This window comes from Legionella nagasakiensis (genome assembly GCF_900639915.1).
Taxonomy (GTDB): Bacteria; Pseudomonadota; Gammaproteobacteria; order Legionellales; family Legionellaceae; genus Legionella_A; species Legionella_A nagasakiensis.
In genome coordinates this window covers 68,696-81,889 of record NZ_CAAAID010000010.1, presented here as the reverse complement: position 1 = coordinate 81,889, position 13,194 = coordinate 68,696, and the positions used below count along the sequence as shown (strand labels likewise).

Here is a 13,194-nt window from a genome sequence, read left to right as displayed (position 1 = left end):
TGAGTAAGATTAGTTGTCTTATGTAATCTAAGTGTGACAAATGAGAAGAATCATGTAACAACTTTGTTACATGATTAGGGGGAGAGCAATGATGTTGGTTATAATTAGGGCGTGCCATCAATTACTTTTTGGATCTTCATGGACACCAAAAAAAATCATATTTTAATTATTGACGATGATAAGGAAACAACCTTACTAATCAGTGATTACCTGACTCAGCATGGCTACAGAACAACCTGGGCTTTGAGTGGTTTGCACATTGAGCGACTTTTAAAAGAAAATCTATTTGATCTTATCATTCTGGACGTTATGTTGCCGGGCGCAGACGGGTTAAGTGTATGTCGGACGATTCGCAAAACACAGGATGTTCCCATTATTATGTTGAGTGCTGCTAATAGTACTGAAGATCGTGTTGTAGGATTGGAGCTGGGTGCTGATGATTATATTACAAAACCGTTCAGTGCACGCGAATTACTGGCGAGAATTAAGGTGCAATTACGAAGAACGTATGGTGAGCTGCAAAAAAATGATAGGCGATTAAGTCCATTGCAACGAATTGGTTTTGCTGATTGGGAATTGGATAGAAATAATCATTGCCTGATTTCAAAAGATGATGTTGCTATTCCCTTAAGTCAGCGTGAATATAATTTATTGCTCATTTTTCTGGAACATCCACAACGAATCTTAAGCCGGGATCAATTGATGGATCTTTTATACGATAAAGAATGTGATCCAATGGATAGAACCATTGATGTTTTGATTGGGCGTTTGCGTAAAAAAATAGAATCAGATCCAAAAAATGCTAAATTACTGGTAACTGTACGTGGCGGTGGATATCAATTAAAGGCACAGGTCAAACGGGTATGAGTCGATTAACTAAATCAGCTCGTAAAACCTATGCCGGGTTGCTGGTTGGCAATTTATTAGTGATTGTGGCAGGCATTCTTTTAGTTCAATACCTTTATTCCGTCAATATTAAGCCCGTTGTTCCACCGGCGACCGTTCATGCCATCATAAAATTTGTTCATTTCATCAAGGGTAAGCCTGAATCTGAGTGGCCTGGAATCATACGTAGAAATAAACTCCCATGGTCAAAAGTAACCTTGTCATCAACGCCCGTTTATGAGGACAATGCTTTGTTGATGTTGCGGCAACCTATTGTCCATGATTTACTCAGGCAGGATAAAAAACTGCAATTTTCTGTTTTTATTAAGGAAGGAAAATGGCTTAATATCCGTATGCTCCCCCCGTTACCTGACCCGTTGGGCATTCAGGTAACTATTGTCATCTTATTAATGATTTTGCTTTGCATCTTGTTTTTTATAAATTATTGGGCTGTAAAAATATTAAACCAACCGGTACAAACATTGATACAAAGTCTTAAGTATATTGAGAATCGTGAACATTGGTTACCCATTCCCGTTATGGGTAATTCTGATCAAAAATTGATTTTTGAAAAAATTAATGACTTGCAAGAGAATGTGCGAAAATTACTGGAGACACGAACCCGAGTTTTTACGGCTATTTCTCATGATTTACGCACCCCCCTGACCCGCTTGAAGCTGCGGGCTGAATATTTGGAGGATCAGCCGCTTTTTGCAAAAATTATGATGGACATTAATGAAATGGAAATGATGATTAGAGAAACTCTGGATTATTTTAGGGATGTAAACAGTGAAGAACAGGCACAGCGGTTTGATCTAGTTGCCATGCTGAGTTCTTTAACCGCTGATGCAAATGAGTTGAATTATAATGTCACGTTTGATGCAGACATTGATAAACTGATTTATGTGGGGCGGGTTAACCAGTTGAAGCGAGCATTCTCAAATCTCATTAATAATGCGGTTTATTATGGCAAGCTGGCAGTGATTCATTTACGAGAATTTAACCATCAAATTGAGGTGACTATTTCCGATGAGGGACCAGGCTTGAATGAGAAGGAGGCAGAGCAAGTGTTTATGCCTTTCTATCGAGGCGAACAGTCACGTTCACGCAGCACAGGGGGTACAGGATTGGGATTGACCATTGCCCGAGAGATTATTCAAGCACATCAAGGCACTATTATACTTACCAATCGCGTCCAAGGTGGTCTGCAGGTGCAGGTGAGCCTGTCGCTTAATCCTCAATAACGGCTGTTAAAGGGCAAGATTAAAAATAAGTCAATATGTTTTATTTTTGACGATACTCATGCTCCAGCAACCATTTTTTACGGGTAACGCCTCCGCCATAGCCACCCAGAGTTCCTTCACTGGTAATAATCCGATGACAGGGAATCACAATGGCCAATTGATTGGCACCATTCGCATTGGCAACAGCGCGATATGCCGTAGGTCTTCCTATAAGTTGAGCTTGTTCTGCATAACTTCTTGTCTCACCGTACGGAATGGTTCTTAAAGCATTCCACACTTGTTGCTGGAACGGGCTACCCATGAGGTGTAAGGGGGTTTTAAATGCTTGCAAGGTGCCGGCGAAATAAGCGTTTAATTCTGATTCAATGGACTCAATAGGCGGTGATGTGCCAGGGATGATAGCGGCTTTTGCGCGTATCCTTAATCGTTCTATTTCGCGCTCAAGTCCCCGTCTATCCATGAATTCCAAAAGATACAAGGCTGTGTGACTGGCAATGGCAATCATCGGCCCTAATGGGGTATCCAGCCAAGAAGCTTTGAGAATATGGTGTTGTTGATGAATATTGGTCGGTGCCGCTCCCATGATTTTGGTAAAGGCGTCGCGAAAGCCGCTGCTTGATTCATAACCGGCATCCAATTGTGCCTCGATGATTGCATCACCTTGACGGATGTGCTTCATCGCAATCCCAATCCGTCTGGCACGTGCGTACTGAACAAAGGTCATACCAAAACGTTTTTTAAATTGGCGTCTGGCTGTTGCGGCATGGATGGCCAGTGCGTCAAAATCACGGTCTTTCCAGCGTTTTGTCGGATTAGCTTCCACCGCTTCTACCAATTGGCGCACCAAGTCGGAGACTTGGTTAGGCGGGGAGAGAGGTTGGCAGCGCTTGCAAGGCCTATAAGAGGCCAATAAAGCTTCTTGCGCTGTCTGATAAAATTCGCAGTGTTCAAATTTGGGTTTTCTGGCAGGACACGTAGGACGGCAAAATATACCGGTTGTTTTGACACCCACATAAAATATACCGTTGTATTCGCTATTTTTAGCAAGCAACGCTTGATAAAATTCGCGGGCTAATGTTGAGTTGAGCATTATCTTTTTCCATGGAATCCATTTAAACAAACTATAGTTATTTCAAAAAAACATGCGACCGAAAATTGAACACTGATTTTTAGTAATCCTTTTGAAATTCTGCGTGCCGTGCCTATTGCGACGGCTCGCAGAATAATAAGCATTCGAGGGCGTCCATTAGAATTTTAGAGATGCCCATTCCATTTTATACTGGCAAAAGGCCCTTGTAAGTTAAAGTCTTCCTTGAGAGGAACGGGAGGCGCGTCGGCGAATCGTTGTACCTGAGCAAATGGTTGGGTGGCATTTATATAATTAATCCATAAATAACCGGCATTCAAAATCAGATTGCCACGGGGGGGTGGGATATGTGTATTCAAGGCCAAGCTTTCCTTCCAATTCAGGAATAACGACGGTTTGATTATAACGTATAGAAGCATTTGCATTAGTAGTGGTGGTTGTCTCAGTGCTGGTGGTTGTCTGAGTGGTGGTGAAAGTGGCTTTGCTGGTCCCTGCTAAAATAGCGGCAGCGCCATTGGCAAACACGGCAAATCCTTTCCCTAAATGATAAGACATATCGGCGCCTATACGAGGACCAAAGCCTGTGAAGGTTGCTTCTTGGTTTTTTGTGACGTTTGATGTTTCTAAGACGTCATCTTCCTCTGTCACCGAGGTGTATTGGGGGACGGTATGACGGTTTTTAAGTCTGGTGTATTGCGCACCACCATGAAAACGAATTTTATTTTGTTCAGTAAAACTGACCTGGTGGCCAAATTCTAAATTTACTGCATCCCAGTGCGGCTCATTGGAAAATGCATACTGGGTGCTTTCCTCAGTATCAAGGTAAGAACTGCGATCCGTGTTTTTTTTATGACCTAAATGATACCAGTTAAGGTTTAAATCATTATCCTTAATAAAGTAATATGACGCTTCCAGACGAAAACTCCATCGCCATGACGGATTATTGGAAATTAAAGTTGATTGGTACGTAGAGGAATTTTCAGATTCAGTAAACGTTGTGTTTTGGCCGCCCATGAATCCATTAAAAGAAGGTTTTAAATAAAGACCTTGAATGCCAACGCCCCACTGCGCGGTTGGCACGGAATTGACGTTTTCGGAAGCCATGCTTCCCGCAAACGCTGTGCTGTTACTTAAGATTAGAACGGCTATAGCTGTTTTTTTTATACAAGTCATTAGATTATCCTTAAAAAATCCTGTTTTTTGCGTATGAAACGTCTTTTTATATCACGTATGAATGCAAAGATGAATGTTTTAAAATGTAGCCTTTATAAATACATATCTTGTCTGTACGTATAGATAAGATGGGTGATTGCATGAGATAGCCTCTGTTATGAAAGAAATTGATGTGATTATTATTGGAGCAGGTGCTGCGGGATTAATGTGTGCAATTGAAGCAGGCAAGCGTTTGCGTAAAGTATTGGTTTTAGAGCACGCCAATAAAATTGGGAAAAAAATTTTAATGTCTGGAGGTGGTCGGTGTAACTTCACGAATTACCATATCCATCCAGATTGCTATATTTCCCACAATCCTCATTTTTGCAAATCAGCTTTAATGCGGTACACGCAATGGGATTTTATCGATTTGGTAAAAAAGCATCATTTGGCTTTTCACGAAAAAACAAAGGGACAATTGTTTTGTGACCATAAATCAAAAGATATTGTCGATATCCTCTCTAAGGAGTGTGATGATGGCGGTGCGACAATACTATTAAATACAGTCATCGAAGGTATTCAAAGAGTAGGGAACCATAACTTTAAAGTAAACAGCACGAAGGGTAAATTTCATTGCCAATCGCTCATCGTTGCCACAGGTGGTCTTTCTATTCCAACGATGGGGGCAAGTCCATTTGCTTATAAAGTTGCCGAGCAATTTGGCATTAAAGTATGGCCAACCCGCGCGGGACTTGTTCCTTTTACCTTAGACCCCAAAATAAAAGACAAACTGGGTGTCTTATCAGGGATTGCTATTGACAGTTTAGTGAGTAATGAACGAAATCAATTTCGGGAAAATATATTATTTACTCATCGGGGATTAAGCGGGCCAGCAATTTTGCAGTTATCTTCTTATTGGAATCCGGGGGAGTCTGTTGTTATCAATTTATTACCCGAGGTTAATCTTTTTTCAGAACTCGTTGCGGCAAGGATGGCCATGCCGCAAAAACAATTGAATTCGTTTCTTTCAACGTACTTACCAAGACGAGTGGTGGATTTATTTATTCCCGAGCATTTGGCAGAGAAAAAACTGTCAGACATTGCAAATCATAATTTTCAGGCAGTTGCCGACCAACTAAATGCCTGGAAAATAAAACCCAATGGTACGGAAGGGTATCGAACGGCTGAAGTGACCATTGGTGGCGTGGATTGCAATGCGTTGTCGTCAAAAACCATGGAAGTGAAACAGATTCCTGGTCTTTATTTCATTGGTGAGGCATTGGACGTGACTGGATGGCTAGGAGGATATAATTTTCAATGGGCCTGGTCATCAGGCTGGGCAGCAGGGCAGGTGATTTAACCCGGCATACAAGCGTTTGCATGCCGGGTTAATAAAGTAGGTTTGGACTATTTAGTGTATGGTGGTCTTTGCTGATGACTCGTTGAACTGCTTCAATAAATCAAGCATTTGATGTTTAGTGATTTGCCCAACGGATGTTAAATCATCTAATTTTTGCCCAGCCGTATTGTAAAACAGCATGGTTGGGATGCCATAAATATTAAATGCCTTGCGAATCGCGCTAACTTCTTCATTTTTTTCGCTGATATCGACTCGCAAATTAAGGCTGCCGTTCATAGCAGCAAGTACACTGGATTGATTGAACACCCGTTTATCCATGGCTTGACAATCACTGCACCAGCTAGCAAAAAACTCGATGAACACACGTCGGTGATGTTTTTTCGCTTGTGCCAAACGCTGATGAAGATCATTTAAGGAATGAACCATAATGAATGGCGAAGGTGCCGCGGCGGGGTGATTCGTGTTTTTTTCAGGGTCAATACTTTTATAAGCCAGAGCACCGGCCGTCATGCACGTAACGATGACTAATCCTTGAAAAAAACGTTGATTCAACCTCGGTGATTGCTGTTGCCATTGAATAAAAATAAACGCACTGAGAACAAGAAAGCTTGCCCAAAGTAATGATAGCCAAAATTCAGACAAAATACGGCCAAGCAGCCATATTGCCATCGCAAGCATTAACAGGGCAAAAAGTTGTTTGATTTTTATCATCCAGGGACCTGTTTGTGGCAACAGTGTTCCATATCCTGCCCCCACCACTAATAAAGGCAATCCCATTCCCAAGGCAAGGACAAATAATATCAGCCCTCCTTGTAAAACATGCCCGCTTTGACCAATATAGGCAAGAATACCAATGAGAGGTGCGGTGACGCATGGTGAAACAACCAGCGTGGAGAGTATCCCCATGGTCATTGCAGAGATGACGCCTGGTTGTTTTCGTGTGCTCCTTGGCTTGAGTGCTTGTAAAAAAGCGGGTATACGTAACTCAAATAGGCCAAACAGCCAAAGAGTCATCAGAAGAAACAAGCCGCTAAAGGATGCGATGATGATTGGTTGTTGCATCAGGGTTTGGACTGTACTGCCAAAATACGCAGCCAACATGCCTGCGGCAGCATAAGTAATGGCCATGCCTAATACATACCCTAATGACAATCGAAACGCACGCTTGCCCGTACTTGCCTGTTGGCCGGTGATGATTCCGGATAAAATGGGAACCATGGGTAGTACACATGGAGTAAATGCAAGAAGTATGCCTAAACCAAAAAATAGCGTCAGGTATACCAGAGGAGTATGATTTTGAATGAACGTCATAACCTCAGCAGGGTGAGTGCTGCCAATGTTTGCAGCAGACAGCGGTAAAGCCAACAATAGTAGGCTTAGACTTAATATAATTTTTTTCATTGGATTTCCTGTTTGTTAAATTACTGTGAAAACAATAAAGACAGTAATCAAAACAATGCAGGCGGCTTGAAAATAGTTCCTTGGGGCGCTTGATACGCTAAACATAAGAGGAAAAAGCTCAATATACCAGCGATGAGCATCCCTATGTCATGGAGTGATAATTCGGACTCGGTTTGAAACCAGTAAATCGTTGAGGAGCAGGAAGCCGTTGTTCCCAGTTGATTAGGGCAAGAATTTATCTTGTTTTGAATAGAAATTTCAACAGGTTTGGATTGATGAATATTCAAAAACGCTTTAAGTGGCATGATAAGAATGCCGAATATGATCAGTAAAAATACAAGTTGTGGGCATTTTTTCATTATTTCATTGTAACGTCCATTGATGAGTTCGTAAATACTTTTTGCAGGGTATAAGATATTTTTATAGCATCAGGGGCAAGGAGAAAAGACATGGCATGGCTTTCTTTGATATTGGCAGGTTTTTTTGAATGTGGCTGGGCTATTGGCCTTAAATATACCGATGGATTTACGCGTTTTTTCCCTTCTTTATGGACCATATCAGCTATGGTCATCAGCTTTTGGCTATTATCCTATTCAATGAAATCCATTCCCATTGGTACCTCTTATGCAGTGTGGACAGGAATCGGTGCAATAGGAGTAGCCGTATTTGGTATCATCCTTTTGGGTGAGCCGAAAAATTTGCTTAAAATAATTTCTTTATTGCTCATCATGTCTGGCATAGTAGGTCTTAAAGCGTTTTCATCTTGAATGGTTGGTTTTAAATTTGTGTTTTATATTGATATGCTACCAGGCCGTTCAATACCATTCATTTAAAAAATTGGAGAACATGATGCCGGTTAAAACAATCAATTATCGTTTTCATCACATTGGTATACCGACAACGGTTCGACGAGAAGGAGAGCGATACAGTTCAACGTTTAAGATGTACACCAGTGGTGGTGAAGAGAGTCCTTATCGTATTCAATATCATCGTTTTGAAGAGGATTGTCCATTGCATCCATTAATTAAAACGAAGATGCATGTGGCGTTTCAGGTCGATGATTTACAAGCTGCCATAGAAGGTCAGGAAATCATTCTTGGACCCTATGAACCGTTCAGTGGTTTTAAGGTGGTTATGATCATTGATTCTGACGCACCGATAGAATTAATTGAAACCACGTTGAGTGAGGAAGAAATATGGTATAAAAATCATAATAATTCAGTTATTTATCCAGATGACGAGTGCTAATCTAATCGGACAGCATGTCTGTTGTCCGATTTTCTAATGATTATTATGAATACAAGATGTTTCTAACACTTAGCTGAAATGCAATTCAATATCAATACTTGCCATATTTCTAGTATTGACTTGGTCAAATTTATTATCTTCGTAATTATCTGTTTTTTGACCATGCACATATTGATAAGATAAACCTAAAAAGACTGGCTTATTGGGAATAACTTGCCATTTTGCTTGAAACGCGATTTCTGGCAAGACCTTGTTAGTCTTAAACTTAGAATTTCTTAGAGGCAAATCTATTAGTTCCTCTCCTTCTTGTGCAGCAGTTAGTCTGCTGTATACGGTCCCTTTTTGGATAGCATATTGTACGCCTGGTTTTAACGATAATATAATGCGTTGGTAAGTGAAGGATGCATTTAATAATAAATCCAAGCCATAAGCTTTATTTGTTATTTGATCGTTATAGTTAAGATCGACGTAAGGATCAAAAGCAATATGTTCTGAAGCGGAAACGGTGGAGGAAGCATAATGACTATAACCAATTTCAGGGCCTAATGATATAGGAAACCGGTTGGAGATTTTTGCTGAAAATCCCGTATATATTCGTCCTGATGCTCCGCCATTCTCAGGGTTAACATTCAATAATCCAATAAAAGTATTTTGATCTTGTATTTGATTAATGAGTCCACTTTTAATAATAAATGGTTCTCTGCTGGATTTGATATTTCCATATCCACCTGATAAACCAAAGTATGTATAGCTATTAAAATTTGGCAAATCTTTATCTATTGCATGGGCTGGAAGTGTAGGCAATAAAAATAACAACGCCCGTAGAATTTTTTTTGACTGCATTAGAATCTCCATTTTTTAAAATGGAGATTCTATATCTGTTTAATTGAAAGTTAAATAAAAACTATTGAGAGTGTTAGGTTGGTTTGGTTAAAAAAAGAAATCTAAAGAGATCGGTGAGTCAATTGAGATAACTCAATAAAAAATAATCTTCCACTTCAGTGTTAATGAGCATTCTTGAAATATGAACAGGTCTATTTTATTCTATTGAATAAACATTTAAATGGATTTTCTTATGCTTAAGAAGGCAATGTTTTCAATGGCAGTGGCTGTTATCAGCTTCTCTGCCCAGGCTGATGCCCCTCCATCGAGTTATTCTCCTGTGGTGATGAAAGAGGATTTTAAAACTACCATGAATAAAATGATGGCAGAGAAAAAAGCCATTAATGATAGACAGCAAGATTTACTCAAACAGCGCTATGATTTAAGTAACAAACCTTCCCAAGATACAAAAATGTCAAGTGGAAAACCTATCCAGGAAGGTGTTCGTGTCAAGCTTCCAGAAGGAGTGACTTGGGAACAGCTGTCTAACATGTCGTCGGAGGACATTAAGGAAAAAGGATTGTTTCCTAAGGGATTTTTGCCTTTACCTCATCCGAATCATGCTGAAGGAGGTATGCTTTTTCCGCAATTTGTCATCGATGAGCTTAATCAGCAAGAGCATCGTGATTTAACCCGTTTTGATTTGGATTTTGATTTACCCGATCATTTTTTGCCGCCTTATCCTGCGCCTATTTTTCTGACCACTCGCCCTGATTTGGGGGATGTTTCGAAGGGCAAAGTGGTTACCATTGAAAATTATTTTGAATTGTTCAACGGCATTCTTAATCCAAAGCAATTGGAAGGTTTGCGATTATTAGTCACGCCATTTCCACAGCAGCAATTTAACCAGACAGATGATCGACGTACAAAAACACCAAGCCGTGGGGTGGCTTGTTTTGACTGCCATGCCAATGGCCATACGAACGCGGCTACCCATTTAGTCGGGGATATTCGGCCCCAGGAATTCCGCCATCGTATCGATACACCCAGTTTGCGTGGTGTAAATATTCAACGATTGTTTGGATCGCAGCGTGCTTTAAAAACGGTAGAAGATTTTACTGAGTTTGAGCAGCGCGCTGCCTATTTTGATGGCGATCCAGTGATAGCCACCAAAAAAGGAGTGAACATTTTAGAGCGTGGAAGCCAAGTCCATTTCATGGCAGAGTTTCAGGAATTGTTGGATTTTCCACCAGCCCCTAAATTAAACTGGGAAGGAAAACTGGATCCAGCAAAGGCGACTCCGGCGGAATTGCGTGGACAGGAAGTATTTTTTGGTAAAGGAAAATGTTCTACCTGTCATGTGCCTCCATACTATACCGATAATTTAATGCATAATCTGAAAACGGAACGTTTCTTTAAGCCGCAGATGATTAATGGCAGGAAAGCGTCGGCCGATGGCCCCATCAAGACATTTCCTTTAAGAGGGATTAAAGATTCCCCACCTTATTTGCATGATGGCCGTCTTTTGACGCTTGCCGATACGGTGGAGTTTTTTAATATCGTGCTGGAACTTCAATTGAATACTCAAGAAAAACAAGACCTTACTGCTTTTCTTAAAACCCTTTGATCTTAAGAAAGAAGGGGTAGAATACAATGAATAAAAAATGCAGTATTTCTATGTACACCGATGCTTATCGGTTCATTAATGACCGGTGCCCTGTATGCCTGTACTGGATTGCAGTTGAAAGCGAAGGATAATTCTTATATGAATGGCCGAACGTTAGAGTTTGATGTGCTATTGCAATTATCTGGATTAGATGACCATTGGTTTTCGTGAGAAGCAAACAGTGATCAATGTATCAAAATCCTCACATCTAAATAGAATAAAATGGGGGATTTGATTTCCTCGTTAATGAGTTGCTATTTAGTCATGTACTGGTTTGTTGCAATGATCAGGGTCTTAAAAAATGCACTCCTGTTTTTAATTTTTATCTTCATTGATTTATCCGTTTAACCGGTTCAAGGTAGCATAAAGAGATATAAAAGAAAAAAATGTTTATAAGATATGATTCTAAAGGCCACATAGAAGTGATTGAAAAGTTTCTCGGCGGATATCAGAATAGAACAAACAAATTATGTTGAATAAGAAATGATTAAAACACCTGGCACTGCTTTTGTCTCACTAGTCATCGCGTTATTTGTTTATGCTTGGGTTTCCGTCAATATTTATTTACCCGCATTGCCTTATTTAAGCCAGTATTTCAATACTTCAGACACAAATCTGAAATTGTCCATTTCGCTATTTTTATTCGGATTTGCGGCAGCACAACTGTTTTGGGGTTCTTTGTCTGAACGTTATGGCCGGAAAAAAATTTTAATTCATGCTTTGACAATCAATTGCATTGGCGTGGTGATTGCTATGATTTCACCGAATATTGAGGTGTTTATTTCAGGACGTATTATTGAAGCCATTGGGGCAGGATGTATTCCTGTGCTCGGCCGGGCTTTATTACTGGATTATTATGAGAAAAGCGAATTGGCTGGGATCATTGCCACGGCGACGATTTTGACCAATATCATGCCTGCTATTTCGCCCATTATTGGAGGTCATTTGTTAACAACATTGGGTTGGCGCAGCATCTTTTTTGTATTACTCGTCTATAGCTTCTTATTGTTGTTTATTTTTTATCGAGAAGTGGAGGAAAAAAATCGTTACTTGAATAAACATCTCACCGTCAAACAAGCCATTTTGCAGTACAAATCCGTTTTTTTAAATCGAACCTTTTGGGGGTATTTAATGCCTTATAATTTAGTGACTGGTGGGATGTTAGGCTATTATGCAGCAACGCCTTATATTTTCATCCAACATTTGCATTTGGCAGCCAATGTCTATGGGTATTTATCCCTTGCGACTGTCACTACCTACATTTTGGGCGCATTCATCAGTCGGAAACTGAGTCGTCGTTTTGGAATTGATCATGCATTGATGGTCGGGATTGGCTTAAACACAATTGCTGCTTTTTTATTGACTGGGTTTGCCTGGATTTATCCTCTGTCGATCATGACGGTGTTACTCCCTATGTCTTTTTATACTTTATCGGCGGGAATCATCTCTCCAAATGCAAATGCAGGAGCCATGGGATCTGTTAAAAACATCGTAGGGGCTGGTAATGCCATTATTGGCGCAAGTGTCTATGCAGCTGGTGCGCTTTTGTCTTTCATTCTCACAAATCTTAATTTGTCCAGACTATTGCCTCTCGCAATCTATGCGATATGCATTTGGGGACTATCCGTATTTACCTACTTCACATTGTCAAGGCAGGAAAAAAGAGCTTGATTTGCGAAAGCAGAGTTCTATTTATTAAAATAAGATCGATGAACAAAGAGCAGCAAAAACATATACATTTTTTAAAAATGCTGTTGGTAAACATACGACTGATATACCAGATAATTTTTGAGCAAATTTTTCTTGACCTAATAAACAGTTTGGCCTGTTTTGTATGCCAATTTTTTCAAACTAACCCAAACATGAATAGCGGATGCAATGTGGTTTCGCTGTATTCGTTGCTTTCTACATTGGCATTTATCAATTCCGGTAAGCTGTTTTATTTCGCGATGAAATTGCTCAACAAACCATCTGATGGCACAAATTTTCTTTGTATCATCAGTGCAGTGCTGAGAATGGTCGTTAGTCACGACATAATCTGTCCTGTTGGAAGAAACAGCAACAGAAAACATTTTCATCGCTAAATGTTCAGGCATACCTTTTAGTCGAATTGACTAGCCCAATTCCTCATATCACCTGATGTGCATTACCAAAATATGACATAACCATCATCATTCACAACTATATCATCTTTTACATGCGACCATACTCCGCTGGCCGTTAAGCGGTCGCGGTCTAAGTATAACCTAACCAAATCATGACTCACTTCAGAAACATGAGCAGAATAGTTCGTTAGGGTGTAATTAACCTGGTTGCTCAATAAATATTG

The 13,194-nt window shown here is 40.2% G+C and carries 14 protein-coding genes and 1 pseudogene; 8 read left to right on the top strand and 7 right to left on the bottom strand.

Annotation, left to right across the window (positions count from 1 at the left end; genetic code table 11):
• The first annotated feature begins 138 nt into the window (after positions 1–138).
• Both E1O52_RS09300 and E1O52_RS09295 read left to right on the top strand, forming a co-directional pair.
• The gene (locus E1O52_RS09300; protein WP_133128436.1) at positions 139–867 is read left to right on the top strand and encodes a response regulator transcription factor; all 729 of its coding nucleotides are present in this window, start codon (positions 139–141) and stop codon (positions 865–867) included.
• Positions 864–2,129 (top strand): sensor histidine kinase, encoded by a 1,266-nt coding sequence (locus E1O52_RS09295; protein WP_133128435.1) that lies wholly within the window; start codon positions 864–866, stop codon positions 2,127–2,129. Before E1O52_RS09300 ends, E1O52_RS09295 begins: the two co-directional genes overlap by 4 nt.
• Positions 2,130–2,169: 40 nt before the next feature.
• Here the strand turns inward: E1O52_RS09295 and E1O52_RS09290 are convergent, their stop codons facing one another.
• The 3 genes from E1O52_RS09290 to E1O52_RS09285 all read right to left on the bottom strand — a co-directional run bounded on the left by E1O52_RS09290 (position 2,170) and on the right by E1O52_RS09285 (position 4,389).
• On the bottom strand, positions 2,170–3,219 hold the full coding sequence (locus E1O52_RS09290; RefSeq protein ID WP_133128434.1) for a bifunctional transcriptional activator/DNA repair enzyme AdaA: 1,050 nt from the start codon (positions 3,217–3,219) through the stop codon (positions 2,170–2,172).
• A gap of 164 nt (positions 3,220–3,383) precedes the next feature.
• Positions 3,384–3,536 (bottom strand): Lpg1974 family pore-forming outer membrane protein, encoded by a 153-nt coding sequence (locus E1O52_RS13480; RefSeq protein WP_165474761.1) that lies wholly within the window; start codon positions 3,534–3,536, stop codon positions 3,384–3,386.
• Entirely contained in the window at positions 3,511–4,389 is an 879-nt protein-coding gene (locus E1O52_RS09285; protein ID WP_133128433.1) for an Lpg1974 family pore-forming outer membrane protein, read from the bottom strand. Before E1O52_RS09285 ends, E1O52_RS13480 begins: the two co-directional genes overlap by 26 nt.
• Positions 4,390–4,546: 157 nt before the next feature.
• On the opposite strand from E1O52_RS09285, the gene E1O52_RS09280 reads away from it, so the two are divergent.
• The gene (locus tag E1O52_RS09280) at positions 4,547–5,728 is read left to right on the top strand and encodes a BaiN/RdsA family NAD(P)/FAD-dependent oxidoreductase (protein WP_133128432.1); all 1,182 of its coding nucleotides are present in this window, start codon (positions 4,547–4,549) and stop codon (positions 5,726–5,728) included.
• Between the two features lie 51 nt (positions 5,729–5,779).
• Here the strand turns inward: E1O52_RS09280 and E1O52_RS09275 are convergent, their stop codons facing one another.
• Both E1O52_RS09275 and E1O52_RS09270 read right to left on the bottom strand, forming a co-directional pair.
• The gene (locus E1O52_RS09275; RefSeq protein ID WP_133128431.1) at positions 5,780–7,129 is read right to left on the bottom strand and encodes a protein-disulfide reductase DsbD family protein; all 1,350 of its coding nucleotides are present in this window, start codon (positions 7,127–7,129) and stop codon (positions 5,780–5,782) included.
• Between the two features lie 47 nt (positions 7,130–7,176).
• Positions 7,177–7,488, bottom strand: coding sequence for a hypothetical protein (locus tag E1O52_RS09270; protein ID WP_133128430.1), 312 nt, complete (start codon positions 7,486–7,488; stop codon positions 7,177–7,179).
• A 90-nt stretch (positions 7,489–7,578) separates the two neighbouring features.
• On the opposite strand from E1O52_RS09270, the gene sugE reads away from it, so the two are divergent.
• Complete coding sequence (gene sugE, locus E1O52_RS09265; protein ID WP_133128429.1) at positions 7,579–7,896, top strand: quaternary ammonium compound efflux SMR transporter SugE; 318 nt, start codon at positions 7,579–7,581, stop codon at positions 7,894–7,896.
• Between the two features lie 79 nt (positions 7,897–7,975).
• Positions 7,976–8,377, top strand: coding sequence for a VOC family protein (locus E1O52_RS09260; protein ID WP_242602219.1), 402 nt, complete (start codon positions 7,976–7,978; stop codon positions 8,375–8,377).
• A gap of 69 nt (positions 8,378–8,446) precedes the next feature.
• Here the strand turns inward: E1O52_RS09260 and E1O52_RS09255 are convergent, their stop codons facing one another.
• The gene (locus tag E1O52_RS09255) at positions 8,447–9,220 is read right to left on the bottom strand and encodes a hypothetical protein (RefSeq protein WP_133128428.1); all 774 of its coding nucleotides are present in this window, start codon (positions 9,218–9,220) and stop codon (positions 8,447–8,449) included.
• A 247-nt stretch (positions 9,221–9,467) separates the two neighbouring features.
• Here E1O52_RS09255 and E1O52_RS09250 point away from each other — a divergent pair, with 247 nt between their 5' ends.
• The 3 genes from E1O52_RS09250 to E1O52_RS09245 all read left to right on the top strand — a co-directional run bounded on the left by E1O52_RS09250 (position 9,468) and on the right by E1O52_RS09245 (position 12,536).
• Positions 9,468–10,826, top strand: coding sequence for a cytochrome B6 (locus E1O52_RS09250; RefSeq protein ID WP_423202728.1), 1,359 nt, complete (start codon positions 9,468–9,470; stop codon positions 10,824–10,826).
• 60 nt (positions 10,827–10,886) lie between these two features.
• Positions 10,887–11,036: a hypothetical protein gene (locus E1O52_RS13180; protein WP_165474760.1), complete on the top strand. Its 150-nt coding sequence runs from the start codon at positions 10,887–10,889 to the stop codon at positions 11,034–11,036.
• A 312-nt stretch (positions 11,037–11,348) separates the two neighbouring features.
• On the top strand, positions 11,349–12,536 hold the full coding sequence (locus tag E1O52_RS09245; RefSeq protein ID WP_133128426.1) for a multidrug effflux MFS transporter: 1,188 nt from the start codon (positions 11,349–11,351) through the stop codon (positions 12,534–12,536).
• 140 nt (positions 12,537–12,676) lie between these two features.
• On the opposite strand, the pseudogene E1O52_RS13475 reads toward E1O52_RS09245, so the two are convergent.
• A pseudogene (locus E1O52_RS13475) lies at positions 12,677–12,976 on the bottom strand (transposase); the annotation flags it as partial.
• Positions 12,977–13,194: the final 218 nt, after the last annotated feature.